Source organism: Sphaerisporangium sp. NPDC051017, from assembly GCF_040683095.1.
Classification (GTDB): Bacteria; Actinomycetota; Actinomycetes; order Streptosporangiales; family Streptosporangiaceae; genus Sphaerisporangium.
The window spans coordinates 1-24,860 of record NZ_JBFBCI010000028.1 but is presented as its reverse complement, the minus strand read 5'-3'; the positions used below and the strand labels follow the sequence as shown (position 1 = coordinate 24,860).

25 protein-coding genes are annotated in these 24,860 nt (G+C 69.1%); 14 read left to right on the top strand and 11 right to left on the bottom strand.

Features of this window, described 5'->3' with window-relative positions:
• Positions 1-53 precede the first annotated feature (53 nt).
• From AB0M95_RS22245 to AB0M95_RS22220, 6 genes are all read left to right on the top strand, one after another.
• The gene (locus AB0M95_RS22245; protein ID WP_363767619.1) at positions 54-2,270 is read left to right on the top strand and encodes a glycogen debranching N-terminal domain-containing protein; all 2,217 of its coding nucleotides are present in this window, start codon (positions 54-56) and stop codon (positions 2,268-2,270) included.
• A gap of 153 nt (positions 2,271-2,423) precedes the next feature.
• Positions 2,424-3,794 carry an ATP-binding protein gene (locus tag AB0M95_RS22240; protein WP_363767617.1) on the top strand — a complete coding sequence of 457 codons (1,371 nt, stop codon included), beginning with the start codon at positions 2,424-2,426 and terminating at the stop codon, positions 3,792-3,794.
• 18 nt (positions 3,795-3,812) lie between these two features.
• Positions 3,813-4,094 (top strand): hypothetical protein, encoded by a 282-nt coding sequence (locus AB0M95_RS22235; protein WP_363767614.1) that lies wholly within the window; start codon positions 3,813-3,815, stop codon positions 4,092-4,094.
• 292 nt (positions 4,095-4,386) lie between these two features.
• A complete protein-coding gene (locus tag AB0M95_RS22230; protein ID WP_363767611.1) occupies positions 4,387-5,214 on the top strand; it encodes a DUF4253 domain-containing protein in 828 nt (275 codons plus the stop codon).
• Between the two features lie 261 nt (positions 5,215-5,475).
• Complete coding sequence (locus AB0M95_RS22225; protein WP_363767608.1) at positions 5,476-5,673, top strand: DUF5302 domain-containing protein; 198 nt, start codon at positions 5,476-5,478, stop codon at positions 5,671-5,673.
• 121 nt (positions 5,674-5,794) lie between these two features.
• Positions 5,795-5,932: a hypothetical protein gene (locus AB0M95_RS22220; protein WP_363767605.1), complete on the top strand. Its 138-nt coding sequence runs from the start codon at positions 5,795-5,797 to the stop codon at positions 5,930-5,932.
• Between the two features lie 27 nt (positions 5,933-5,959).
• On the opposite strand, the gene AB0M95_RS22215 is transcribed toward AB0M95_RS22220, so the two are convergent.
• The 4 genes from AB0M95_RS22215 to AB0M95_RS22200 all read right to left on the bottom strand — a co-directional run bounded on the left by AB0M95_RS22215 (position 5,960) and on the right by AB0M95_RS22200 (position 9,024).
• A complete protein-coding gene (locus AB0M95_RS22215) occupies positions 5,960-6,631 on the bottom strand; it encodes a hypothetical protein (protein ID WP_363767602.1) in 672 nt (223 codons plus the stop codon).
• Positions 6,628-6,936 carry a PadR family transcriptional regulator gene (locus AB0M95_RS22210; RefSeq protein WP_358512472.1) on the bottom strand — a complete coding sequence of 103 codons (309 nt, stop codon included), beginning with the start codon at positions 6,934-6,936 and terminating at the stop codon, positions 6,628-6,630. Before AB0M95_RS22210 ends, AB0M95_RS22215 begins: the two co-directional genes overlap by 4 nt.
• A gap of 155 nt (positions 6,937-7,091) precedes the next feature.
• Positions 7,092-8,255 (bottom strand): acyl-CoA dehydrogenase family protein, encoded by a 1,164-nt coding sequence (locus AB0M95_RS22205; RefSeq protein WP_363767803.1) that lies wholly within the window; start codon positions 8,253-8,255, stop codon positions 7,092-7,094.
• A gap of 172 nt (positions 8,256-8,427) precedes the next feature.
• Positions 8,428-9,024 carry a hypothetical protein gene (locus AB0M95_RS22200; RefSeq protein WP_363767599.1) on the bottom strand — a complete coding sequence of 199 codons (597 nt, stop codon included), beginning with the start codon at positions 9,022-9,024 and terminating at the stop codon, positions 8,428-8,430.
• Positions 9,025-9,579: 555 nt separating this feature from the next.
• Here AB0M95_RS22200 and AB0M95_RS22195 point away from each other — a divergent pair.
• Complete coding sequence (locus tag AB0M95_RS22195; protein ID WP_363767596.1) at positions 9,580-10,701, top strand: S8 family peptidase; 1,122 nt, start codon at positions 9,580-9,582, stop codon at positions 10,699-10,701.
• Between the two features lie 114 nt (positions 10,702-10,815).
• Positions 10,816-11,289: an SSI family serine proteinase inhibitor gene (locus AB0M95_RS22190; protein WP_363767593.1), complete on the top strand. Its 474-nt coding sequence runs from the start codon at positions 10,816-10,818 to the stop codon at positions 11,287-11,289.
• 1,649 nt (positions 11,290-12,938) lie between these two features.
• Here AB0M95_RS22190 and AB0M95_RS22185 read toward each other — a convergent pair.
• Genes AB0M95_RS22185 through AB0M95_RS22175 form a run of 3 tightly spaced genes read right to left on the bottom strand, consistent with a single transcriptional unit; the run spans position 12,939 to position 14,919 of the window.
• On the bottom strand, positions 12,939-13,568 hold the full coding sequence (locus AB0M95_RS22185) for a DUF4276 family protein (protein ID WP_363767590.1): 630 nt from the start codon (positions 13,566-13,568) through the stop codon (positions 12,939-12,941).
• Positions 13,565-14,689, bottom strand: a complete 1,125-nt coding sequence (locus tag AB0M95_RS22180) for an AAA family ATPase (protein ID WP_363767587.1) — start codon at positions 14,687-14,689, stop codon at positions 13,565-13,567. Before AB0M95_RS22180 ends, AB0M95_RS22185 begins: the two co-directional genes overlap by 4 nt.
• 35 nt (positions 14,690-14,724) lie before the next feature.
• Positions 14,725-14,919, bottom strand: coding sequence for a hypothetical protein (locus tag AB0M95_RS22175; protein ID WP_363767584.1), 195 nt, complete (start codon positions 14,917-14,919; stop codon positions 14,725-14,727).
• Between the two features lie 1,142 nt (positions 14,920-16,061).
• Between AB0M95_RS22175 and AB0M95_RS22170 the strand changes: the two genes are divergently transcribed.
• The 5 genes from AB0M95_RS22170 to AB0M95_RS22150 all read left to right on the top strand — a co-directional run bounded on the left by AB0M95_RS22170 (position 16,062) and on the right by AB0M95_RS22150 (position 21,150).
• Positions 16,062-16,451 (top strand): hypothetical protein, encoded by a 390-nt coding sequence (locus AB0M95_RS22170; RefSeq protein WP_363767581.1) that lies wholly within the window; start codon positions 16,062-16,064, stop codon positions 16,449-16,451.
• 5 nt (positions 16,452-16,456) lie between these two features.
• Complete coding sequence (locus AB0M95_RS22165; RefSeq protein WP_363767578.1) at positions 16,457-16,753, top strand: hypothetical protein; 297 nt, start codon at positions 16,457-16,459, stop codon at positions 16,751-16,753.
• Positions 16,754-17,255: 502 nt separating this feature from the next.
• The gene (locus tag AB0M95_RS22160; RefSeq protein WP_363767575.1) at positions 17,256-17,987 is read left to right on the top strand and encodes an NUDIX domain-containing protein; all 732 of its coding nucleotides are present in this window, start codon (positions 17,256-17,258) and stop codon (positions 17,985-17,987) included.
• Entirely contained in the window at positions 17,984-19,141 is a 1,158-nt protein-coding gene (locus AB0M95_RS22155; RefSeq protein ID WP_363767572.1) for a 5'-methylthioadenosine/S-adenosylhomocysteine nucleosidase, read from the top strand. Before AB0M95_RS22160 ends, AB0M95_RS22155 begins: the two co-directional genes overlap by 4 nt.
• The gene (locus AB0M95_RS22150; RefSeq protein ID WP_363767569.1) at positions 19,138-21,150 is read left to right on the top strand and encodes a hypothetical protein; all 2,013 of its coding nucleotides are present in this window, start codon (positions 19,138-19,140) and stop codon (positions 21,148-21,150) included. Before AB0M95_RS22155 ends, AB0M95_RS22150 begins: the two co-directional genes overlap by 4 nt.
• A 141-nt stretch (positions 21,151-21,291) precedes the next feature.
• Here AB0M95_RS22150 and AB0M95_RS22145 read toward each other — a convergent pair whose 3' ends face one another.
• A complete protein-coding gene (locus tag AB0M95_RS22145) occupies positions 21,292-22,644 on the bottom strand; it encodes a cytochrome P450 (protein ID WP_363767566.1) in 1,353 nt (450 codons plus the stop codon).
• A gap of 312 nt (positions 22,645-22,956) precedes the next feature.
• Here AB0M95_RS22145 and AB0M95_RS22140 point away from each other — a divergent pair, with 312 nt between their 5' ends.
• Positions 22,957-23,148, top strand: a complete 192-nt coding sequence (locus AB0M95_RS22140) for a DUF397 domain-containing protein (protein WP_363767563.1) — start codon at positions 22,957-22,959, stop codon at positions 23,146-23,148.
• A 113-nt stretch (positions 23,149-23,261) separates the two neighbouring features.
• Here AB0M95_RS22140 and AB0M95_RS22135 read toward each other — a convergent pair whose 3' ends face one another.
• The 3 genes from AB0M95_RS22135 to AB0M95_RS22125 form a co-directional block, all read right to left on the bottom strand.
• Positions 23,262-23,990: an AAA family ATPase gene (locus tag AB0M95_RS22135; RefSeq protein WP_363767560.1), complete on the bottom strand. Its 729-nt coding sequence runs from the start codon at positions 23,988-23,990 to the stop codon at positions 23,262-23,264.
• 4 nt (positions 23,991-23,994) lie between these two features.
• Positions 23,995-24,540, bottom strand: coding sequence for a hypothetical protein (locus tag AB0M95_RS22130; RefSeq protein ID WP_363767558.1), 546 nt, complete (start codon positions 24,538-24,540; stop codon positions 23,995-23,997).
• The coding region (locus AB0M95_RS22125; RefSeq protein WP_363767555.1) for a transposase at positions 24,525-24,860 on the bottom strand (336 nt) is incomplete at its 5' end. The genes AB0M95_RS22125 and AB0M95_RS22130, both read right to left, overlap by 16 nt.

Genomic DNA, 24,860 nt, shown 5'->3' with positions numbered 1-24,860 from the left:
CATCGCGATGACGTCCCCTCGCTCCCCACTGCTCTTCCCCCGGAGGCCCTACGGTGTTCGACGACTTCGACGACGCGGTGACCCCCGAACCCGCCGGTGTGACGGACCCCTCACCCACCTCCGACCCTGCTCTCCCCGCCCCCGCCGCCGCGGACGGGCACCGGGAGGGCCGGGCGGCCGTGCCCGGCGACGGTGAGGCCCCGCGCCGCTACCAGCCCTTGCTGCACGACCTGGTGATCGCCGTGCTCGCCCCCACCAGCGCTCTCAGCGGCGCCGACGGCCAGATCCGTCCGGGCGGCGTGCAGGGGCTCTTCCACGCGGACGTCCGAGCGCTGTCCCAGGCCACCCTCCTGCTGGACGGCCGCGAGCCCGAGCCGATCGCCCACGCCCTCACCGGCCCCGGCGGCGCCCGGTTCGTCGTGCTGCCCCGCTGGCTCGGCGACCCCGGCCCCGACCCCACGGTCCGCGTCGACCGCACTCGTCAGGTCACCGCCGAGGGCATGACCGAGACCGTCGAGATCGTCTCCGCCGCCGGCGCCCCCGTGACCACGACCGTCACCCTCGACCTGCGCTGCGACTTCGCCCCGATCGAGACGGTGAAGTCCGGCGGCGACGCCTCCCCGTCCCCGGCGTGGACCGACCGCCCCGGGTGCCTCGCGTGGGAGTCCGAGGACGATGTGCGCGTCACCGTGACCGGCGACGGCGCCCACGCCGACATCAGTGCCCCCCGCCTGCGCTGGGAGGTCACCCTCGCCCCGCGCGGGCGGGTCACCCTGCGCTGGCAGGCCGAGGTCGACGACCCCAAGGCCGTCGTCACCACCCCCGCCCGTCCCGTCGAATGGGGCGCCGCCCGGGTCACGGCCGACGACCACCGCCTGACCCGCCTGTTCGACAGGTCGCTCGACGACCTGCGCTCGCTGCGCCTGGCCGAGGTGAGCGCCCCCGACGACACGTTCCTCGGAGCGGGCGTGCCGTGGTTCCTCACGCTCTTCGGGCGCGACAGCATCTGGGCCGCCCGTATGCTCCTGCCGCTCGGCACCGGCCTCGCGGCGGGCACGCTGCGCGTACTCGCGCGTCGCCAGGGCGTCAAGCTCGACCCCGCGTCGGGCGAGGCTCCCGGCAAGATCATGCACGAGCTGCGGCGGCACGAGTTCGTCCTGGCCCAGCACGGCATGCGCCTGCCCACCGCCTACTACGGCACCATCGACGCCACGCCGCTGTGGATCAGCCTCCTGCACGACGCCTGGCGGTGGGGCATGCCCGAGCACGAGGTCGCCGACCTGCTCCCGGCCATGGAGGCCGCTCTCGAATGGCTCGCGGGCGACGCCGACGCCGACCGCGACGGGTTCCTGGAGTACATCGACACGACCGGCCACGGCCTCGCCAACCAGGGCTGGAAGGACTCCGGCGACTCCGTGCGCTTCCGCGACGGGCGGCAGGCGGAAGGCCCGATCGCCCTGGTCGAGGTGCAGGGATACGCCTACGAGGCGGCCAGGCTCGCGGCGGAGCTGCTCACGGCCTTCGGACGCCCCGGCGCGGCCCGCTGGCAGGAGTACGCCGAGGCGCTGGCCGACCGGTTCCGCGCCCACTTCTGGGTCGACGGCCCGCACGGAAGGCACCCGGCCCTCGCCCTCGACCGCGACAAACGCCCGGTCGACGCACTGACCAGCAACATCGGCCACCTGCTCGGCACCGGGCTGCTGTCGCGGGAGGAGTCCGCGGCCGTCGCCGCCCTGCTGGGCTCGCCCGCGATGGCCGAGGGCTTCGGGCTGCGCACGATGTCCTCCGGCGACGGCGGCTTCAGCCCGCTGTCCTACCACTGCGGCTCGATCTGGACGCACGACACCGCCATCGTGATCGCGGGCCTCGCCCGCGCGGGGTTCGGCGCCGAGGCCGCCCGCCTGGCCGAGGGGCTGCTCGCCGCGGCCGAGTCCTTCGACTACCGCCTGCCCGAGTTGTTCTCCGGCGACGCCCGCGACGCCGTGATCCGCCCCGTCCCCTACCCCGCCGCCTGCCGCCCGCAGGCGTGGTCGGCCGCCGCCGCGGTCACGATCGTCCAGGCGGCCCTCGGCCTCCACCCCGACGTCCCGCGCGGCACCATCTCCCTACGCCCCCTCCCAGGCGCCCCCCTCGGCGCCGTCACCGCCAAGGGCCTCAGGGTGGCCGGGGCCGAGGTGACCGCCGCGGTGGACGCCACCGGCCGCGCGACCGTGTCCGGCCTGCACCCCGAGCTCACCACGATCACCCAGGACCTCTTCCCGGCGGGCTAGGGCGGTCCGGCCGAGCATGCCGACGGACCCAGAAATGTAACTGAAACCCGGGGGAATGTAACCAGTGTGTGGTTACATTACCGGGTGGACCAGGATCTGGACGAGCTGGTCGCACGGCTGCGTGCGACCAGAGGTGACTACGACGACGTCGAGGTGAAGTCGGCCGCGGGTGGACTGCCGCAGTCGCTCACGTCGACCCTAAGTGCTCTTGCCAACCATCCAGGCGGTGGGACGATCATTCTCGGCCTGGACGAGGCGACCGGCTTCCGGCCGGTGCGGCTCTCCGACCCGCAAGCCCTGAAGCAGGGGTTGGCAGGCAAGGCGCGCTCTTTCTCGCCTCCCGTCCGGCTTGCCATCCGTGACGCGGAGGTGGACGGCATCCCGGTCATCGTCGCCCGCGTTCATGAATGTGATCCGTCGGCCAAGCCGTGCCGGGTCGCCGCGTCGGGTGTGGCCTACATGCGGGGCCACGATGGCGATTTTCCCCTGTCCGCCCTCGAGGAGCAGGCGTTCCTCGTCGCTCGGCAACCACCCCTGTTCGACCGCAAGCCTGTGGAGGGCGCTGCCCGGGAGGACCTGGACGAGGAGCTCGTCGCCGCCTTTCTTCGCTCCGTCCGGGAGCGGGATCCTCAAGGGCTGGGCCGGTTCAACGAGGATGCCGAGTTGCTCCGGCGCGCGGGTGTGACTCTCCCCGACGGCACCCCGACGGTCGCGGGGGTGCTGGCCATGGGAGTGCATCCCCAGGAGTGGTTCCCCCGGTTCGTCATCCAGGCTTCGGCGGAGCCATTGTCATCGGATCCGGCGGGGGCGCGAGCCCGTAATCAGACGACGATCAGCGGCCCCATTCCTCGGATGCTGGACGCCGCCATGGCATGGGGGAGACGGGTCTTCGACACGACGATCGTGTCCACACCTGATGGCACGGTTCATGATCGGCCCGCGTACCCCTACGTCGCCTTTCGTGAGATCATCGCCAACGCTCTTCTACATCGCGATCTTGATCACTGGTCGGAGGGCATGGCTACAGAGGTGAGGCTCCGCCGGGATCGGCTGATCGTCTCCAACCCGGGGGGGCTGTACGGCATCACGGTGGAGCGGCTCGGCAGGGATGCCGTCACCTCAGCACGTAACGCCCGCCTGGTCGCGATCTGTCAGCACGTTCGTACCCCGGAGACCGGTGCACGAGTCGTCGAGGCCCTGGCGACCGGAATCCCGATCGTCAACCAGGTGCTCGCCGAGGCCGGGCTTCGGCCCGCTCACTACATCGATGCCACCATTCGTTTCACGGTCGTGATCCAGCAGGCGGTGCCCCCTATGCGGCCAGGCGAAGACCTGAACCAGACCGAACTGCGCGTTTACGACGCCCTGGCGGCCGGCGGCCGCAGCGCGGCCGAATTGAAGCACGAACTGGGCCTGTCCGCCCCCAATGTGCGCAAGGCGTTGCGCGAGCTGAGGTCGAGAGGGCTCGTGGAACAGCTGGGCGGACCGGGGCGGCCCACCACCTATCGAAGACTCACGGATTAGCCCTCGACTCGGCTTGCCGTGACTGCCTCGATCAACGCGTGCGTGAAGGCCGAGCTGTTCCCCACACACGTGCGCGCGCTCGGCGTCGCCCTGCCGTACGCCATCGCCAACGCCCTGTTCGGCGGCACGGCCGAGTACGTCGCGCTGTGGTTCAAGAACGCCGGCGTCGAGTCCGGTTTCTTCTGGTACGTCGCCGGCTGCGCCGCGGTGTCGCTGGTCGTCTATACGACGATGCGCGAGACCCGCGACGCGGCCCTCACCCGCTCGGACCGCGGCGGCGACGTCCCCCAGCCCGCCTGAAGGGGGCGGCGGGCGGTCCAGCGCGGCCCGTCCCGCACGCTTATATCACCCCATTATGTATTCGTCCATGTCGTCCGTGACCTGCGGTTCGGGGGTTGATACTCGGTGTAAGAATGGTTGATCGAACAAAGCGCCGATCGAGCCGCATTTCCGTACGGTAGAGATCATGGCCGGGGGCGTGAGACAGGACGGGCGGTTGTGCGGTACGACGGAAGGTGTGACGGATCCCCCTCGCACTACCATCTCGGCTTACCGGAATGCTTTTGGTGTGCTCGGTACCGGATCGGTTGAGATGGACGATGGTGAAGGCCGCATGCTGCCGGCCGCCGTGTGCCGGTTGTTCGACGACGGCGGCGGCGGGCGCACGCTCTCGGTGGATCTCCCGCCGGGATCGCTGGTGTGGCCGGATCCGACGTACGCGCGGTTCCCCGCGCGCCGGCGCCCCGCCTTCTGGCTGAGCGAGACGCCCGCGACGGGGGCGCTGTGGACGCGGCTGCGCCTCGAGCACCCGAGGTCCGGCCTGTGGCCCGTCCTGCTGGAGGAGTCGGTCCAGCCGTGGTCGGTCGGCCAGATCGCGCCGGACGCGGCCGCCGAGATCGACAACTACAACGTCGGCGCGTTCATGGACGAGGTCTGGTCCGACTGGATCGAGAAGGCGCACGAGGACCAGATCGAGATCCTCGACCCCTTCGGCCCGGCCTGCCCCGGCCCCGCGGACCCCGGCGAGCTGAAGACCGACCCCGACACCCTCGCCGACCGGTACGCGGCCATGCTGGCCGAGCAGGGCACGCCGGTGGGGCTCGCCGCGGTGCAGCGCGGGGCGGACGCGCTGGCCGTCATGGGCTGGCAGGGCGCCCTGCACCACAACGAGTGGAACGTCCCGCTCGCCGCCGTCGTACGGAGCTGGGAGGACCGCTTCGCCGCCCGCGTGGTCGGCATGGGGTTCAACACGCTGGAGCTCAGCGTCGCCGCGCCGCCGCAGACGCCGGCCCACGCCGTGCACGTCGCCGCCGAGCACTGGGCGTTCTGCCCCGATGCGATCGTCCAGAGCGCGGGCACGCTGATCGACTACGCCGAGCAGATTGTGGGCAAGTACACCTGGTCGTTCTGGTGGGACTGATACTCCGCACATTAATCGGCGTTCATCGACAAATGCGGCTAAATACCACTGTCCGTGTCGACACACTTGCACCTCGAAGTCAGTTCATGTCAGGACAGCCGTATGAAGCCGAACGGCCACCCATGAGATGATGTCCGCGTGCTTCGCCGGATCTCGGCGTGACGTAATCGGGGGCGGGGGCAGGCCACCGTCGTCGGGCGAGCGGTCACGCGCGCGTGCGAGGCCCAGTGGTAGCCCTATCAAGAGCAGCAGGAGGTCCGCATGACCGCCAACGCACCGGAGCCGGAGGCCGAGACTCCGGACGACGAGCTGAAGCGCAAGTTCCGCGAGGCCCTGGAACGCAAGCGCCAGACCCAGGCGGAGTCGAACGCCGCCGCCCGGGGCAAGAACGCCTCCAAGATCGGCGGCGCGCACGGCCCCGCGGCCGGCAAGCGCTCCTTCCGCCGCAAGAGCGGCTGACCCCCGGAGCCACTTTCCCGCGAAAGGCCCGTCCTCAGCGAAGCCTGAGACGGGCCTTTGCCCTTCCCGGAACCCGCCGCCCCGCCTCTTCAACGGCCGGGTGAAACGGGGATATGTCCGGGTGTACAACAGCACCAGCACCAAGTTCGTCAAGAACCTGAACGTCGCCTGGCGGAACTACCGCCGGCTCGCCTCCGGCCGGTTCAACCCGAACCTGTTCCCCCTGATCAAGCGCATGTCTTTGAGCAAGCACTGCTGAACCGAATGCAGGTGGTCATCGTCCATCTCATACCGTCCGCGCGTTCTTGGCCGCCCGCCGGGCTCGGGCGATCAGCCCGCTCGCCACCGACAGCCCCGCGCCGGCAACGCCGAGGAAGATGGTGAGCGCGGCCAGGGCGAACAGAAGGTTGACGTTGACGTAGGCCCGCATGGATGTCATTCCGCTGTGCGCCAGGCCGTCGATCTTGGATTGCTGCCGGCCGATGGTGTCGAGGAAGACGTTGTCGATCACCAGGTAGGTGGTGACGGTCAGCGCGCCGACCAGCGCGCCGGCGATGGCGCCGGCCGCGGCCAGGCCGCGCGGGCCCGTGGTGGTCCGGGCGGCCAGGACTCCGGTGAACGCCGGCGCCGCGAAGACGCAGAGATAGGAGACGAGCACCGCGAGGCCGTCATCGTCTCCGGTGGTGGGGAAGACCACGTTGGACAGCACGATCTCCACCGAGAGCGCGCCCCACACCACGAGGGCGACGAGGACGCCGCGTCGTACGGCCATGCGTGTGTCCCTGGTCATCCGGGCCTCCTTGGCGAGGTGGGCGTCGAAGGCTCCGCGCAGCAGATCCGCGCCGACCGACAGGCGCGCGCGGAGGGACGTCGGCCCGAGGTCGTCGATCAGGCGGCTCATCTCGTCGCCGTACCGGCGCCGCCATCGCGGCGGATACAGCAGGATCAGGCGTTTCACGCGAACGCCTCCAGCCGCGTGAGCCCGGTGGCGGTCACCCGGCGCGCGTGTTCCAGGTAGGACCGCAGCGCTTCGGCTCCCGCGGGCGTCATCCGGTAGGGCCTGCGCCGGTCCGTTTCCGGCAGGGCCTCGATCAGCCCGCGCCGTTCGAGGCGGCCGATCGCCCCGTACAGGGTTCCGGGGCCGAGGGTCGTCTCGGCGAGCCGCTCGATGTCCTTGATCAGCGCGTACCCGTGTTTCGGGCCCCCCGCGAGGCTGGTCAGGATCAGCACGGCCGGATCCGCGAATCTCCCAAGCCCGTCCATGCTCTCCTCTATCTATATCGTGCGACGTTATATCGTGTGACGTAATAGTAGGAGGGCGCGCACCGCCGCCACAAGGCCCCGTGTGACGGGCACGGTACCGCTGCGGGGCCGCACAGATCACGCTCACAGCGCCGTCGGCGGCGGTGGGCGTTCGCTCAGCGGAAGGCGTCCAGGCCGGTGAGGGCGCGGCCGAGGGTCAGGGCGTGGACCTCGGCGGTGCCCTCGTACGTGGCGACCGTCTCGAGGTTCACCATGTGGCGCATCACGGGATACTCGAGGGTGATGCCGTTGGCGCCGTGGATGCTCCGGGCCGTGGCGGCGACGCGCTGCGCGGCGCGGACGTTGGCCAGCTTGCCGAAGCTCACGTGCGCGTGGGTCGCCAGGCCCTCGTCCTTCAGGCGGCCGATGCGCAGGGCGGTCAGCATCGCGTGGTTCACGTCCACGAGCATGTCGGCGAGCTTGGCCTGGGTGAGCTGGAAGCCGGCGATCGGCCGGTCGAACTGCACGCGGTGCTTGGCATAGTCGATCGACGCCATCAGGCAGGCCCTGGCCGCGCCCGCGACGCCCCAGACGATGCCGTACCGGGCCTCCGACAGGCACGACAGTGGCGCCTTGAGCCCCTCCGCGCTGGGCAGGATCGCGTCCCCGGGCAGCCGTACCCCGTCCAGCACCAGCTCGGAGGTGATGGACGCGCGCAGCGACAGCTTCTTGTGGATCACGTTCGCGGAGAACCCGGGCGTGGAGGCGGGCACCAGGAACCCGCGGATGCCCTCGTCGGTCGCGGCCCAGACGACCGCGACGTCCGCCACCGAGCCGTTGGTGATCCACATCTTGGTGCCGTCCAGCACCCAGTCGCCACCGTCGCGGCGGGCGTGGGTGCGCATCGAGCCGGGGTCGCTTCCCGAGTCGGGTTCGGTGAGGCCGAAGCAGCCGAGCGCGTCGCCCGTCGCCATGCGGGGGAGCCACTCTTCCTTCTGCTCGGGCGAGCCGTACCTGTGGATCGCCGTCATCGCCAGCGACCCCTGGACGGAGACGAAGCTGCGCAGCCCGCTGTCCACGGCCTCCAGCTCGCGGCAGGTCAGGCCGTAACTGACGGCGTTCGTGCCCGCGCATCCGTACCCGGTCAGGTGCATGCCGAAGACGCCGAGTTTGCCGAGCCCCTTGGCCAGCCCGCGCGGGTCGGGCAGCGTCCCGGCGTCGTACCAGTCGGCGACGTGCGGCAGCAGTTCGGCGCTCGCGTAGTCGCGGACGGCGTCGCGGATCGCGCGCTCCTCGTCGGATAGCTCGCGATCCACCTCGAGAAAGTCGTGGGCGTTAATGCCGATCACCGTCCCGGGTTCGTGGGGGTGTCTGTTTCGTACCCTCCTGTTAGTCAGAAGCCAATCACAGCGCTTCCCGCCCCCTCCAACGCCCCCGGCGAAGCGCCGGGCGGGGTCCGCGGCAGTGCGCCACGAGACCCCGTCCGACGGCCGGCCCTCCGGGAAGGCGTGACTACCGCGCGCCTGCCGCCGAAGCGCCGGGCCTCTCCGCCTCCGGGAGACCGGGAACCTCGCGGTTCGGGGCCTGAGCCGCCTGCCCGGCGGCCGCCGGCTGCGGGGCCGACGCCTGGATCGTCACCGGGTTCCGATGGCCGGGCGGCCGCGGCAACTGGGGCCGCGGGTACGGGACGGGGGGGTGGTGATGGTGGTGATGCTTGCCGTACCACCCGTAGGGCGGCCAGGCGGGCGTCGGGTACGGGTACGGATACGGATACGGGTTCGGATACGGATACGGGTACGGGTACACCGGCAGGACGACCGGCTGGTTCGGCGTGGTCACGGTCCCGTCCGGGACGCATTCGTACTGAGGGCAGGGCGTGGTCAGGCACTGCTTGGGCGCGTACACACAGACGTAGCCCTGCGGGCACATCACCTCGGCGCAGCCCTGCGGCGCGCACGCGGGCCGCAGGGCCGGAGCCGCCACGGTCGGCGATGCCGCCGGCCGCGCCGACACCGCGGGCGTGAGGCGTGCCGCGTGGGCCGGCGCGGCCACTGCGGAGAACGTCAGCCCGGCCATGGCGGCCGCGATGACGAACGCTTTTCGGAACATATTCACCCGACTTTCCTTCGGTCGATCCATGGATTCACGGGCGGAAATGCGCAGGACATCGCATGGAATCGTAGGGCATTTGGTATGTCAGCCTTTCGACCTACCGCGATGCTCGCATTATGTGGCCGTCGCACGTCGGAGGCGGCGAGCGTGGGAAGGCCAGGAATTGGTAAGAATGGCGGTCGTCGTCCAGGCTCGGCGAGCCTGCCCGCCTTCGCGGACGCCGCCACCGGCATTTCCCTGCAAAGCGGGACATTTACGGGGGTGCGGAAATGTCCGCCGGTAGCCGTACGGCGACCGGCGCCCTGACGAATTTTGACCCGAACGGACGCGGCGCGCCGAGCGGCACGGCGATTACGCCGGACGGGTGATCGTTACTGTCGGATGGCGAGTGAAACTCACGACGGCGACGATCTCTGAAGGGATGCGATATTCATGCGCCGCGCACGCGGATTTCACAGGATCAGGGGACGCGCCCCGCACGCGCTGATCGGGCTTACGTTCCTCAGCGCTTCGATCGCAGTGGCCCCGGCCGCCCAGGCCGATACGGTCACCATGCGGCGAACCGCGATAGAGGTAACGGTTCCTCCAGGTGCGAGCGCCATCCCGGGCCAGTACATCATCAGGCTCAAACCGGGCGTCCTCGTCTCCGGTGTGATGAGCCCGCTCGGTATACGCCCCCTCTACACCTACGAGCACGTGATCAACGGGTTCGCCGCCCGGATGACGACCGCGCGGCTCAACGAGATACGGACGCATCCGGCGGTCGCCGCGATCGAACAGGACGCCGTCGCCACGGCCCTGAACGTCCCGGAGGGCCCCGCCGCGCCGGGCACGCGCGTTCCTCCGGTGGCGCCCACCACGTCCTGGGGGCTCGACCGCATCGACCAACGCCGTCTGCCGCTCAACCGTACTTACAACGCCGCGCACACCGGTGCCGGGGTGACCGCGTACATCGTCGACAGCGGCATCGACAAGACCAACAGCCAGTTCACCGGCCGCGTCGTCCCCGGGTACAGCACGGTCGGCGACGACAACGGCACCAACGACTGCCTGGGCCACGGCACCATGACCGCCGGCATCGTCGGCGGCGCCACGTGGGGGGTCGCCCGCGCGGTCAAACTCTCCCCGGTACGCGTCCTCGGCTGCGACGGCACCGGCGCGTACTCCCAGATCATCGCCGGCCTGGACTGGGTGGCCGCGCACGCGGTCAAACCCGCGGTCGCGAACGTGTCCCTCGGCGGCCCGAAATCGGCCGCGACCAACGCCGCCGCCACCGCGCTGGCCGACGCGGGGATCTTCGTCAGCGTGGCCGCCGGGAACAGCGGCGACGACGCGTGCGACTCCTCGCCGGCCGGCGCTCCTCGGGTGCTGGCCGTCGGAGCGTCCGCCATCAACGACACGCTGTCCGTCTTCACCAACGTCGGCCCGTGTGTGGGCCTGTACGCCCCCGGCACCGACATCGTCTCGGCCAGGCTGGGCGGCGGCAGCGCCCAGGGCAGCGGGACCTCCTTCGCCGCGCCCTACGTCACCGGAGTCGGCGCGCTGTTCAAGCAGACATACGGGGACTACCCCACGGCCACCGTCAACAAGTGGATCAGCGACGCGTCCACGAGCGGTGTCCTCACAGGCCCCTACGCCGCCAACAGTCGGCTGCTGTACTCCGCGGGGCTGTAGCCCCTTCCCCATTCGTGCCCGGCCCGGCCGGCACCGCGGGCGCCCGGCATCGAACGCCTCGAGCGCCCGCCCGAAAGATCCGCAACGCTGCTCTTCAACCCATCGGAGGAAATCGTGGGACCACGTCTCAGTCGTGTGGCCTGCCTCGCCGTGACCCTCGCCGCGACGGCCGGGCTCTGGCAGACGGCCGCCAACGCCGCTTCGGCCGCCGACGACCCGCCGCCGAAGGACTCCGCCGTCACTTCCGGAACACCGCAAACCACGCCGTCCCCCCGCGCTCTGGTACTTCTCATCGGTCAGGGGCAGGACGTCGTACCGCCCTCCACCGGCGTGGTGCTGCAGTGCGCGCCGCAGCAGGGCGGCACGCATCCGCGGGCGAGCGAGGCGTGCGCGCTGCTCGGGACGGTAGGCGGCGACCTGCGCAAGCTCAAGGCCCCCGAGGGGCGGGCGTGCCCGGCGATCTACGCGCCGGTCACGGCGGCGACGGCCGGCGTCTGGGACGGCCGCCTCGTCACGATCGTCCGTACCTTCGGCAACAACTGCGAGATGCGCAACACCCTCGGTCCGGTGGCCGACCTCCCGTCGTGAACGCGTGAGCGGGGGCTCCGGCCGGCGCCGGTCCCCTCCGCGTTTCCGTGGAATGTCCGGCGGTCCCGCATCCGGCCGCTATTCGCTTCATTAATTCAGGCAATTCGCTACAGGTGTCGTTATGGGTGCTCTGGCGGGTGTCCCGGAATGGCCGGGCAAAGAATCGCGCGGCGCCGGGCAGGGAAGTTCGCCGTGTCGGAAATGATTGGGCATCTAGAACTCCATCACAGAAATTCTTCGTCGTGCAGGTGCTTTTCACGGACCCTTGGGAAGAGAGCGGAAGTGGCTATGCTGATGAAACGGACCCTGCTGGGCGGCGCGCTCGGCGGGGTCGTCCTCCTCTACTCGCCCGCTCCGGCGGGCGCGGAAACAACGACCATCCTGCCGCCTGATCGTGCGGTGGGCGACCATACGGGAATGGGCATAAGCGAAGAAGCGCGTGCCGGGGTCCCATCGACCCCTTCGTGGCTTTTCGCGGGTCCCGCCGACTGTATTCCCTATCTCTGCGCGGTGCCGTCGGGTATGGCCGTCCAATGGGTCGAGTCGCCCGAAACCGTCGGGGCCGAGCCTGGGACCATCCCGCTCTGCAGATGGCTTCACGTGCCCGAAATCCTCTGCAAGGTGCCCCCCGGGCCCCGCGGCCCCGCGGGTCCCCCCGGACCTCCGGGCCCCGCGGGTCCGCCTGGACCTCCGGGTCCGCAAGGACTCCCCGGCCCGGCAGGGGCCGACGGCGCGCCAGGACCCGCCGGTCCCGCGGGTCTCCCCGGCCCCATAGGCAGGCCTGGTCCTGCCGGCCCTCCTGGAGCCGACGGCCCTGCGGGTCCCGCGGGCCCACCTGGCCCTGCCGGCCCCGCCGGTCCTGCCGGTCCTCCTGGTCCTCCCGGAGCGGACGGCGCCGCGGGTCCCGCCGGTCCGCCCGGCCCGCCCGGGGCCGACGGCGCTCCGGGCCCTGCCGGTCCCGCCGGTCCTCCGGGGGTCGCCGGTCCTGCGGGTCCTGCCGGACCTCCGGGTCCCGCCGGGGCCGATGGCGCTGATGGTCCCGCGGGCCCCGCGGGTCCTGCCGGGGCGATTGGGCCCGTTGGCCCTGCGGGTCCTGCCGGTCGTCCGGGGGCAGACGGCGCCGCCGGTCCTCCCGGCCCGCCGGGAGCAGACGGCGCTACGGGACCCGCCGGTCCTGCGGGGCCCGCCGGTCCTCCCGGTCCGCCCGGGGCCGACGGCGCCCAGGGCCCTGCCGGTCCGCCTGGACCACAGGGACCGGCGGGGCCGCCCGGGCCCCAGGGTCCTCCCGGCCCGCCCGGAACCCCGGCGGCGCAGGCGATCTCCAAGGGACCTGCTCAGCTCCCCGTAACGTTCGTGACGTATCCATGCGCCAGATCGATCTACTCCCCGTGCGGCTGATCACCGCCGAACGGACGAGATGACCGAAGGGGTGCGCACGGCACGCCGCCGGTGCGCACCCCTGTCGGTGCGAAGGTCATCTGATCGGGCCCATTCGGCATGGGAATCGGCACACCAGGGCCATCTAGGCAATTTCCGCCGATGCGGCACTCGCTATGACAGATACGGGACCGGCTTCAGAATCTTGGCCGGGAAAGGATCACCATGGGGCCGGTAGGCCCCCAGCGGCTCTCGATCACGGGGCGCCGCCGTCAGGAGCCACTTCGCAGCAGTCGTTCGATATCACGCCAGAACTTGTCGAAGGAGGGCGCGGTCTTACGGGCCTGCGTCATGTCGAAGGCCTCGGCAAGACCCGCCTGGTCCACGGTCGGCTTGTAGGGTGTTCCGTTGGTCTTGCGGGCGGAGAGCCATTCCTTGGCGCCGCGGATGCTCTCCGGATCTGAGGGAGGATCCAGCGGGTCTGCGAGGCCGCGGCGTCCCGACAACGAGGCGGCGGCTGCCAGGAACCATGCCTCGAACTCCCTGTGGGCGACCACCACGGAGATTTCCTTGTCGCCGCGCGTCCGCAGTGCCCGCTCCAGCAGGTCCGGGCCGAGTGAGGCCGGGCAGTCGTCATCGGAGTCGATCAGCACTAAGACCCCGCCGGCACCGGTGACCTGGTAAGAGGCCTGGAGATCGGCTCCCTCGACTCCACCGGGCGCGATCAGCTTGCTGCGCGGGATACGTCGAGGCGCGGGAGTGCGCACATTCCAAATCGAGAGTTCGCCGGCAATCCTGCGGAGCAGCAGGGGGAGTGCGGACACCTCGCCCTCGCCTTCCACGACGGAGGCGATCGTGATGGGACCGGTCACTCGGAACGATGGGCTGATCGGGCCGGTCATTCGCCCGCCCCCGGCTGGAGCTGGCCGCCGCGCATCAGCTCGCCCAGAGTGGTTCGTCGATCTTCGACCAGGCGACGGCTGACCTCGTCGATCTCTCCGATCACAGTGACCCCCTCGGTCATCGTCACCACTCGGACGAAGTCCGGGTCGACCTCGTCACGGTCGAGCAGGTCGGCGCTCTGTGTGGTGACGATGACCTGGACGCGCTCGCCGGCCTCGGTCAGTGCGTCGAACAACGCCCCCGCCGCCGCGGGGTGGAGGGCGGTCTCCGGTTCCTCGATCGCCACCACTTTCGCCTCCCCGTCCAATACGGCGGGTTGGAACAAGGCGGTGAGTACGCCCGCCGCGTGCAGCGTCCCCACGGAAATGGCTTCGGGTCCGAACGGCCGACCCCCGTCGCGGGTGCGCAACTCCACTGTGGAGTACTTGTCGACGACCCGCTCGTCGATTCCCAACGCGTCCGGGACGATCGCCCTGAGATAGTCATCGATGCGGGCCTTGAAAGCGGGATATCTGAACGCGAGCTCCCCTAGCACGGGTCCGATGTGCTGTCCCGAGTACCCGATCCTCCCGGTCCGTTGGTCTGAGTGCAGCTTTCGCATCTCATCGGTATCCAGATGGTGAAACAGCATGTCCCGGAGGTCGTAATAGACACCGCTGAAGTCTTCTCCGGTGGCGGCCAGCGGAAGGTAGAGTCGATCTCGCTCGATTCCTCCCCCGTCGAGGACCAGGCCGTCAGCCGTGTGGAACTGGGCCGGCCGGGACCCCGGCTCGCCCTCCACCTGATGGATGACACAGTGTTCTTCTTTGACCACCAGCGGTCGGCGTCCTGTGGAATCACGGCCGATGGTGAATCCGTACTCGACCGGTGAGGACCGGCCTTCCCCGCTGACAAACTCGAGATGAATGGAGAACTCGTCCACGGCCTCGGGCGCCTGCCGAAGCACTTCATTCAGGCCACCCCGTTTGGCCACGGCATCGGCCGGTGTCGTATTCAACGCGTCCGCCACGAACCGGAGCGCGTCCACGAAGTTGCTCTTCCCCGCTCCATTGGGGCCCAGGAGTACGAGCAGCGGTGTGAAGCCGACATCGCAGGAGGCGATGCTCTTGTAGTTCCTCACCCGCACCCGCTGTAGAAACGGCACAGTCCGCCCCATCACACTTCCAGCTTGCGAGTCGGCGCGATTACGTTCACCATCCGCCGTGGCATGGTGAACGGCAGGATCACTCTGCAGCGCCTTTGCTGCCCGGCGTCACCGCGCGGCAGATCGGCCACCTTCCAGACGAGGCCCGGCAACTGCCTGTGGGTGCTTTCCACGTCACTCGCCTTCCGGAACAGGGTCGAATACACCGCTGGTCAGATCGTCGCGCCCAGGACGCAGGACATCATCACCGAGAACCGCCAAGGTGCGCAGCACGTCCGTGAACTCGGACAGTCGCCGGAGCCGTCCCCAGCGACCTCGTCGCCTTGATCTGATCGTCTCCTGATCTGCCTGAACGTGACGACGCTACCGCCGCGTCTCGCCTCCTGCACGATGGCACCAGCCCGAATCGACATCGAACCCTACACGGCGTCGACCGCGCTCGCCCTGCTGATGTTCGCCATCGGTAGCTACGCGTGCCCGCGAAACGGGGTGAATTCGCGGTTCCGGGTCGGCGGCGCGCTCGGCGGGGTCGTACTCCTCTACTCGCCCGCTCCGGCGGGCACGGAAACAACGACCATCCTGCCGCCTGATCGCGCGGTGGGCGACCATACGGGAATGGACAGTCATGAGCGAAGGAGCGCGTGCCGGGGTCCCATCGACCCCTTCGTGGCTTTCGCGGGTTCGGCCGACTGTATTCCCTATCTCTGCGCGGTGTTTCGCGGCCCCGCGGGTCCCCCTGCCCGCCCGGGCCTGCCGGTCCGCCGGGGGCCCACGGCGCTACGGGACCCGCAGGTCCTGCCGGGCACGCTGGGCCCGCGGGCTCTCCAGGTCCTTGTGGCCCGCCCGGGGCCGATGGTGCCCAGGGTCCTGCCGGTCTGCCGGGACCACAGGGGCCGACGGGGCCGCAGGGTCCTCCCGGTCCGCCCGGAACCCTGGCGGCACAGGGAGTCTCCAAGGGGCCTGGTCAGATCCCTGTAGCGTTCGTGACGCATCCATGCGCCAGATCGATCTACTCCCTGTGCGGCTGATCGCCGCCGAACGGATGAAATGACCGAAGGGGTGCGCACGACACGCCGCCGATGCGCCCCCTTCGGCTGGCGATGTCCTCTACCGTGCCTGACCCGGCCGGGAGACGCCCAGCCCGTGCCAAGCAGTCCGCCTGCTTGCGGATGTCCGGTTGGTGCGAGGGTCATCTGATCGGGGCCGTCCGGCATGGGAACCGACATACCTGGATGATTTAGGTAATTTCCGCTGATGCGGCACTCGCTATGACAGATACGGTGTCAATAAAAAATGCGGCCCCTTACGGGGCCGCCCAGTTGGCCGTAACCAACTTCGTGTACCTCCCATGATAGCTACGATCAGCGTGGCAGGCCAACACTGGAGGTACCCGCAGGTGGATGTGGTTGCGTACGTCGACGGCTTCAACCTGTACCACGGGCTGAAGAGCAAGTACGGCCGCGCGTACCTCTGGCTCGATCTGGTGGAGCTCATACGACAGACCCGTCGGCATGATGTGGTGATCAAGGTGAGGTATTTTACGGCGATCGTCAGAGGCGAGCCTGATGCGGCGCTCCGGCAGGAGACCTATTTGGGCGCCTTGGCGGCATCTCATCCGGAGCTGGAGATCGTCCGTGGGCATTTCAAAAGAAGACCGCGCGGTGTAGGCATTGTGGCTCTCGATGGACATGCGCCTGCGAACCATCCCAGATCTTCCATACTTACGAGGAGAAGCTGACGGACGTGGCCCTGGCCGTCGCCATGACGATGGACGCGGCGTCCCGCTACGGGGACATGTCGCTGCTCGTGTCGACCGACACTGACTTCCGCCCCGCGGTCGAAGCCTCGCTGCGACTGGCTCCCAGCCGCCCGGTGATGATCGCCTGCCCGCCCGGTCGTGTAGGTCCCAAGTACGACTTCTCCGAGCAGGTCCTCGCGTTCGCCATCCCCGAGAAGCACCTTCAATCCTCGCTGCTCCCTGATGTCGTGAGCACTCCCGACGGTCGCGTCTACAGACGCCCAGAGAAGTGGGGTGGATGACGCGCCTCGCTGTCCCCCGGCAAGCGCCCATGCATCTCGCCGTACCGTCTTTCGGGCTCCCCGAAGGGGCGTGGTCGATGTGAACCTCAGGGTAGCGCTCGGCGGGCACAGCGGAGGAAGTCGCGTTCGGCCACGTTGCGGGCGAAGGTGATCGCCGGGTTGTAGGCGTGGGCGGGCTCGGGTTCGGTTCAGGCGGCGGAGCAGGTCGGCGCGGAGGGCGTGGAACACATCCGAGCGCGAGGGGTACGGGGTTCCTTGTCCCGGTGCGTGGTGAGCCCACAGCCAAGTCTGGACCTCGGGCGACCCACACGGGTTTCCCGTCGGACTGGTCAATTCACCTTCTCGGATCAGCACTCCATCGGACCTGTGCACGGCCTCGCTCTGACGTGGTGCATGTCTCCACCGTGCCATGCCGAATGCGCATGATTCAGGGCTTCCTGTCAGTTTGACAAGAAGCTACGGTGTACCCGTGAATGACGACCAATGGGAAGCTCCGAAGGTCTTGCTCGCGGCCGACCTGGTGATCCTGACTCTGCGTGGTTCGCGCCTGCATGTGCTGCTCGTGGAACGCGGCGTCGAGCCCTATCGCGGCGCGCTGGCCCTGCCGGGAGGCTTCCTCCGCGATCAGGAAGAGGACATCCTGGCGGCGGCACACCGGGAACTGGCCGAGGAGGCCGGACTGATCGACGTGCCGCACCTTGAGCCGCTGGGTGTGTACGGCGAGCCCGGGCGGGATCCCCGCGGACGTGTGGTCTCGGTCGCCTACCTGGCGATCGCCCCACGCCTCCCCGAGCCCGTGGCGGGGACGGACGCGGTCGGCGCGTGCTGGACGCCTGCCGAGCAGGTCATGTCCTCGCAGCTGGAGTTGGCGTTCGACCATCGGCGGATCGTCGCGGATGGTGTCGAACGCGCGCGCGTGAAGCTCGAGTATTCGGCGCTGGCGGCGGCGTTCTGCGGCGAGACCTTCACGATCTCGGAACTCCAGCAGGTGTACGAGGCGGTGTGGGGAGTCCGGCTCGACCCCCGGAACTTCTACCGCAAGGTCCAGAGCGCGCGCGGATTCATCGTCGACGAAGGCCGTACGCGACGGACGGAGAACGGCCGCCCCGCGCGACTGTTCAGGGCGGGCCCGGTTCAAGTGCTGAACCCGCCGATGGTCCGTTCGGCGCACACCACGCCGGAGGGCCCCGACTCTCTGGCGGCCCAGATCGTGTCTGAAGGAGACCGTTCATGAACGACCGTCCCATCGTTTTCCTTACGGCGCTGGATCTGGAGTACCAGGCCGTTCGGCAGAAGCTGACCGGTCTGCGGGTGCATCGTCATCGCGCCGGTACCCGTTTCGAGGTCGGACGTCTCGCGGATGGCGGGGGCCGGGCTGTCCTGGGGTTGGCCGGCAAGGGGAACCAGCCCGCGGCGGTGCTCGCCGAGCGCGCCATCGCCGAGTTCGACCCGTCCGCCTTGCTGTTCGTCGGCGTGGCCGGCGCCCTCTGGCCCCACGTCGCCTTGGGTGACGTGGTGGTCGCGACCCACGTCTACGCCTACCACGGCGGCACCAGTGAGGACGATGGATTCAAGGCGCGCCCTCGTGCCTGGGAGATCTCACACGAGCTGGACCAGGTCGCGCGTCACCTCAAGCGGAGTGGTACGTGGAGGCGGCACCTTTCTCCAGGTGCCGCCGTTCCGGAGGTGCGTTTCGGGCCGATAGCTGCTGGCGAGGTCGTGCAGGATTCCGCGATCTCCGCGCACGCGCGATGGGTTCGCTGGACCTACAACGACGCGCTGGCGATCGAGATGGAAGCCGCCGGAGCGGCGCAGGCCGCGCATCACAACAGGTCGCTGCCGATGGTCGTCGTACGTGGTGTCAGCGACAGGGCCGACGGCACCAAAGCGGCCACCGATGGCGCGAACTGGCAGGACAGGGCCGTGGCCAATGCGGCGGCGTTCGCCACCGCCCTCGCCGAAGAACTGGCCCATGAATCACACCACGGTGTGTCCGGGAACGTGACACGAAAGGAAACCGAACAGGTGACGGAGCGCGTGAGGAACATCGCCACCGGCAACGCCCGGGTGGGCGTGCAGGCCGGCAACGTCCACGGCGGCATCTCGATCGGACAGTCGCCGGGAAGGGCCCCGGACATCGCGGCGCAGCTCGCGGAACTCCGCTACCGGCTCGGACGGGCGCGCAGGACCGGGGAGGTGGACGAGGCGACGTTCACCGCAGCCGAGGACGAGATCGCCGCTGTGAACGAGTCCCTGCCGGTGAGCAGCGAGAAGGGGAAGAACCGGGCGATGATCGCGCTCAAGAAGTTGCACGGCCTGCTGGCGGACGTCGCCGACCTGGCGTCGAAGGTCATGTCCATCATCGTCACCCTGCGGGGCATGTTATGAGCCACCCGAACGACACCATGGTGAACGTCGCGGAGGGGTCGGCCACGGTCGGCATCCAGACCGAGGCTGTGCACGGCGACGTCAACGTGTACCAGCTTTCCCCCGATCCCTCGCCCCAAGAACGGTTCGAACTGGGCGTCAGTTATCTGCACGGCGGCATGCCGGGGAAGGCCAGGGAATACATCGGCGAGGCCGTGCTCAACGGTTATGTGACGACCCGTTCCTGTTTCTACCTGCTGCTCGCCATGCTGAGCGGCCGGACGTTGCAGCAGGTGTCGAAAGAGGAGCTTTACGCCCTGCGCTACGTGGAGGGGAGCATCGCCCGGCAGCCCGAGGACGAATGGACCGGCGCGATCAGAATGATCGTCTGGCTGCTGGCGGCGTTACGCGCGGGCCCGGTTGATTCCTCCGTCATCGACGGGGAGATCAGGAAGCTGGGCGCCCACCAACAGGATGAGATCCTCCAGCACCTTGAGATGTTTCTGAGCGGTCCGATCCAGGACGGGCTCTGGGCGCGGGCGTTCGACTTGGCGAAGAGCGACCGGTGCGACAGAAGGCGTCTGGACCGGGTCTGGCGTTTCTTCCAGCCCGAGCCGATCGGTGCACGGGTACGGCCGCCCCGTCCGATCCAGACCACGAACGGCGACTGGGGCCGTACGATCGCGACCACCGCTGTGTCCCTGGCGTCCGCCGGCCTCGTCGGCGCCCAGTCGTGGCGGTACGACTGGCCGTCGACCGCGCTCGCCCTGCTGATGTTCGCCATCGGCAGCTACGCGTGCGCGCGAAACGGGGTGAATTGGCGGTTCTGGGTCGAGCGCCGCCGGGCCAAGGACCGTGAACATCTGGCCAGAGGACAGCGGACGCCCGCCCCCCAGGGCGGCTTCGCCGCCGCCATCGATCGGCAGTTCGACCACTACTTCGCGAGGTACGTTCCCCCAGGCGTCGACAGGGGGCAGTGGCTGGCGTATACGGCCGGCATTCGCGAGTCCCTGCGCGACGAGGTCGTCTACCTGTACCGGGAAAGCAGAACCGAAGCCAAGCGGGTCGCCTGGCTGACCCGATATCTCGTCAGCGATGTCAGAAGGCGCTGGCAGGCGGGCACGCTCTGGGAGTATCGCGACCGTCTGCGCGTGCCCCTGTCCACGAAGATGCTGTTCGCGCTAGGTGCCGCCGCGGTGGTCGCGAGCGCGGGCGTGGTGATGGACGCCGCTTCGCGGGCGGAATCGGGCACGACCCTCGTTCCTGTAGTCATCGCCCTGGTGAGCGGCTGGGCCGCCGTCCGCGGCTGGCTGCGTGTCGTTCTGGAACGGAAGAGATACGACGCCGAAGAGACGGAGGCCCGGACGCTGCTGGACGAGCGCCGGGCGGCGTTCGCCCGGTGGAAGGCCAAGCTCGCGGACAAACCCAGCGACATCGAGATGGCCCACTGGCTGGACTGCGACCGCAAGGCGTTCCTCGAAGAGGCGATGCGCCACTACAAGCTCACCCCGCGCGATGTCGTCGCCCACGGCTTCATCGAAGCGCCCGCCGCGCCTTACGACCGCGCACGGGTCAGGAACGGTCCCTGGCGCTATTCGCGATACCGGTTGGTGGTCTTCCTTCTCACCGCCGACGGCGTACGGCAGGTGACCGCCGAACTCGACTTCGGGAAAGCCGAACTCCATTTCCGGGGACGGATCAACTACCGTTACGATGCCGTCGCCGCGGTCCAGGTGACCCAAGCCGACGACGGGCGCAGAACGTTCGAACTGACACTGGTGAACGGTCCCGCGATAAGGATCGACGTCACCGGGCCTCCTCTGCCCATGGACACGTGGGAGCCCGACTCGGGAACCGTGTCGCAGGTGACGCTCGACTCCGCGGGTCTCGAGAACACCCTGCACGTCATCGAAGGCGTCGCCGCCGAAGGAAAAAGGTGGATCGACTACGAACGGCGCCGTGAGCGGGAACGATTGGCCGACCTCACGGACGCCGTCGGCGGCCTCTTCGGCCGGCCGCCGATGGGGTGACCATCCGATAAGCGGAGAAAGCCGCGGCCCCGTAGTGCGGACGGGGCTGGGGCAGTCGGCCGCTTCGCTCATGTGGCCCACTCGCGGGCCGCTCGGCGAGGTGCCATTGGTAGACGCCGGGCGGATACCGTCACCGTGCTTTCAGGCCGTGGTCACCGTGCCGAGGACGTTCTTGGCCGGTTGTAGGGTCAGGGCGGCCTTTGCCGGTAGGGCGCCGGGGTCTACGTGCAGGGAGAAGCGGCGGGCCACCGTTGCCAGTACCAGGGCCGATTCGACCAGTGCGAAGCGGGCGCCGGGGCAGGCGCGCGGGCCGCCGCCGAAGGGGAACCACGCGTGGGCGGGCAGGACGGCGTCGAACTCCTCGGTCCAGCGCTCTGGCCGGAACGTTTCGGGGTCGGGGAACCAGCGCGGGTCACGGTGGGTGACCCAGGGGCTGGCGTAGACGCGGCTCCCCGCGGGGATGCGTACGCCGCCCACGGTGGAGCGGTCGGTCGCATGGCCGTACACCAGCCACACCGGCGGGTAGAGGCGCAGGGTCTCCTTGATCACCTGCTGGGTGTAGGTCAGGCGCGGGTAGTCGTCGTGGTCGGGGAAGCGGTCCCCGAACACCTCGCGTGCCTCCGCGACGAGCCTGGCCCGCACCTCCGGGTGGCCGGACAGCAGGTACCACGCCCAGGTCAGCGTGGTGCCGGTGGTCTCGTGCCCGGCGATGTAGAGCGTCACCGCCTCGTCGCGGATCTCGCGGTCTGTGAGCGACCGGCCCTGCTCGTCCCGGGCCGTCAGCAGGCGGCTGATCAAGTCCTCGCGCTCCCCGGCGGTCCCCTTGTGTTCCCTGATGAGCCGGAGCACCTCGGCGTCCAGTTCCGCGATGGCGGCTTTGAGACGGCGTCGTCCGGGGGTGGGTGCCCAGCCCGGCACCATCGAGGCGAAACCACCCAGTTCAGCCCCGACCTCCCGCTGGGCGACGTCCATGGTGCGGGCGACGGTCGCCTCCTGTTCGGCGGTGTCGGTGCCGAACAGCGTGCGCACGGCGATGCGCTGGGTCAGCTTCAGCATGCTCCGCCGGACGTCGAGGCGTTCGCCCACCGTCAACCCCTCGGCGAACTCCTCGGCGCACTGCGCCATCGTGCGCGCGTAGGACCGCACCTGGCGCGGGCGTATCGCGGGCTGGACCAGGGCACGCTTACGCCGCCACTCGTCCCCCTTGCTGTTGACCATCCCCTCGCCGTGCAACAGGAGGAAGGTGGGCGGCATTTTGGCGTGCTCGAAAGTGCTCTCGGCGCCGCCGAGCAACTCGCCGACGTGGTCGGGCCTGGAGAGGAACAGGCACCGCTGCCGGCCGAGCCGCCATTCGACCATGTCGCCGTGGTCGTCGCGCAACCGCGTGAAGAAGGCAAGCGGGTCCCTGGCGAACTCGGGCAGATTGCCCAGCAGCGGAACTCCGGAGGCCGTCACCGGCCGGACCGGTTCGGTGAAGACAGGGGCGGTGGGCACGGACATACGGTCCTCCGATAAGTGAACGCCGCTCACCCCCACTATCGCCGTACTCTACGATCTTGGCAATCCTTGAATGTCATGAAATCCAACCCACCTAGTCAATCCACCTGGCACTCAGCCATCCGAGCCTTCCGGCGTTCTACGGAGATCATCGAGGCACGGTTGACGACATCGAGTTGTACCCACAGGTTCGGGCATGAGGAGACGCGCCCCTCCGCGCCCTGCCGCCCGTGCGCGGCCAGGACCGAGCCCCGCCCTGGCCGCATCGTTCAGCCGTAGAGGGGCCGGCGGCGCCTTTGCGGTGCGGCGATGGGCGACGTGATTCACGAGTTCGACGATGTGGTGTGGCGCAAGTCCAGCTTCTCCGGCGGTGACGGAAGCAGTTGCGTGGAGGTCGCTCGCGTGTTCGGTGGTCGTCGGGCCGTACAGGACAGCAAGAACCTGGACAGGGCCGTGCTTGTCGTGCCTGGTGCGGCGTGGGGGCCTTCCTCGACGATGTGAGAGCGGGAACCCTATGAGTTCTCGTCGACGATTTACGTGATCTCGGGTGCTGTTCCTTCCAGAGGCGTATCTCAGGAAGAGCGCAAACGGTTCTCCCTGGCGTATTAGGCTACTCAGCCGTCGTCCAAGACGTGCCTCAGATAGGACTCTGGCTTGACCAAGAAGCGCCGCCAGTGGTCGACCAACTCCAACTCGTCCCATTCGGCGATACGGATGCCGTGATCACCGAGCTCAAGGATCTGTGCGCCCGGAAGGCTCGCGAGCACGGGTGAATGCGTGGCGCAGATGATCTGTCCACCTTCCTTGGCCACTTGGTCGATCAGCCCGAGGAGGCGCAGGCAGGAGCCAAACGATAGGGCGGCCTCAGGCTCGTCCATGAGGTATAGGCCCGGACCGGACACCATCCGTTCCAGTACGGTGAAGAACCCCTCCCCGTGGGATCGCTCGGTGAGCTTCTCCTCCCAGAACCCGTACAACCCTGAGACTTTCTGGCCGAGGTTGAACAGGGTTTCGGCGCGGAAGAAGAACGCACGACGTTTGGTGCGGATACCGCGGATGAACCGTAGACCCGAGGAGGTCAGCTCGGCCTCGAGGACCTTGCCGAGCGGTGTCGCCGTTCCTGTGCTCGCGTACCGGGTGCCGGCCTTGCCGCCTTCCGCGTTGATACCGCACACGTCGGCTATGGCTTCGACGATCGTCGACTTGCCTGAGCCGTTCTCCCCGACCAGAAACGTAACCGGGGCGGTCAGCTTGACGCCGTGCGTGAGATGTCGGACGGCCGGAAGAGTAAACGGCCACCTCGCCGGAGGGTTTTCGGTAGCAGTGAGCCCGGTGATCAGCATCAGGTCACGCCTGCCCGGCATGGTCAAGCAGCCGTCTGACGTGGCCGCGGACCGCATGACGCAACTGGGGGTAGTCACCCATGCGGTTGGCCCTGTCGAGAATGTGGGAGGCAGCGGCGAGCTGGGCCAGCCGGCCGGTGGGGGTGTCGAGTAGGTCGATGAAGGCCTCGTGCACCTGGGCTGCCATGGCAGGGACGAGCAGGCTGTGGCAATGCAGGAGCGCCGCACCGTAACCGGCGGGGGCACTTCCCCAGTATTCCCAGTCCAGCAGGCACAGCCGGGGGTGGGTGAGGTTCGCCCAGTGCAGGTCTGTGTGTTCGGTCCGCAAGGCGGGGGCAGGAAGGCCGAGCGGGTGACCGAACAAGTCTTCCATCTCCCGGAGGTAGACATCCGGATCGTGATCGCCTCGGCTGGTGGGGTGCGCGGCGAGCGAGTCGAACGCGCGGCGTAGGCCGGTCCACCAGGAGTCGGGGAGCGTGAGGGGCTCGGTGAGTTCGGGAGTGGACGAGCACGGCGCGTCGGGGACGTAGGTCATCAGCTCGGCGTACATGACAGCAGGCGGCTCGTCCCATTCGGTCCGGGCCAGGAGCGTAGGTTTGGGGACGCCGGCGATCGCAGCGGCGTCACGGTTACCGGTCCACACCTCGCCACTCGCCCAGTCATGATGTTCGGCGGTTGCTCGCAGCCAGACCTGATCTCGCGCTCGGCCGCGTTGTTGTCGAAGGGCACCCGTTGGTCTCGGGTGAACCGCAGGTAGTCGTCCTGGCGGGCAAGCATCCGGGTGGCCAGGGCGTTGTGCTTCTTCATCAGCGTGCCCGACCGCGCGGCCGTGTCGTTCCTGCCGATCAGTGCGGCCGAGCGCCACAGGCG

Bases quoted from the DNA above. Each gene is read 5' to 3' on its own strand.
- AB0M95_RS22170 (WP_363767581.1), top strand. From the start codon at position 16,062: ATGATAGCTACGATCAGCGTGGCAGGCCAACACTGGAGGTACCCGCAG.
- AB0M95_RS22140 (WP_363767563.1), top strand. From the start codon at position 22,957: ATGGGCGACGTGATTCACGAGTTCGACGATGTGGTGTGGCGCAAGTCC.
- AB0M95_RS22130 (WP_363767558.1), bottom strand. From the start codon at position 24,540: ATGTACGCCGAGCTGATGACCTACGTCCCCGACGCGCCGTGCTCGTCC.
- AB0M95_RS22230 (WP_363767611.1), top strand. From the start codon at position 4,387: ATGGACGATGGTGAAGGCCGCATGCTGCCGGCCGCCGTGTGCCGGTTG.
- AB0M95_RS22150 (WP_363767569.1), top strand. From the start codon at position 19,138: ATGAGCCACCCGAACGACACCATGGTGAACGTCGCGGAGGGGTCGGCC.
- AB0M95_RS22200 (WP_363767599.1), bottom strand. From the start codon at position 9,024: ATGTTCCGAAAAGCGTTCGTCATCGCGGCCGCCATGGCCGGGCTGACG.
- AB0M95_RS22225 (WP_363767608.1), top strand. From the start codon at position 5,476: ATGACCGCCAACGCACCGGAGCCGGAGGCCGAGACTCCGGACGACGAG.
- AB0M95_RS22155 (WP_363767572.1), top strand. From the start codon at position 17,984: ATGAACGACCGTCCCATCGTTTTCCTTACGGCGCTGGATCTGGAGTAC.
- AB0M95_RS22185 (WP_363767590.1), bottom strand. From the start codon at position 13,568: ATGACCGGCCCGATCAGCCCATCGTTCCGAGTGACCGGTCCCATCACG.
- AB0M95_RS22210 (WP_358512472.1), bottom strand. From the start codon at position 6,936: ATGGACGGGCTTGGGAGATTCGCGGATCCGGCCGTGCTGATCCTGACC.
- AB0M95_RS22135 (WP_363767560.1), bottom strand. From the start codon at position 23,990: ATGCTGATCACCGGGCTCACTGCTACCGAAAACCCTCCGGCGAGGTGG.
- AB0M95_RS22195 (WP_363767596.1), top strand. From the start codon at position 9,580: ATGCGGCGAACCGCGATAGAGGTAACGGTTCCTCCAGGTGCGAGCGCC.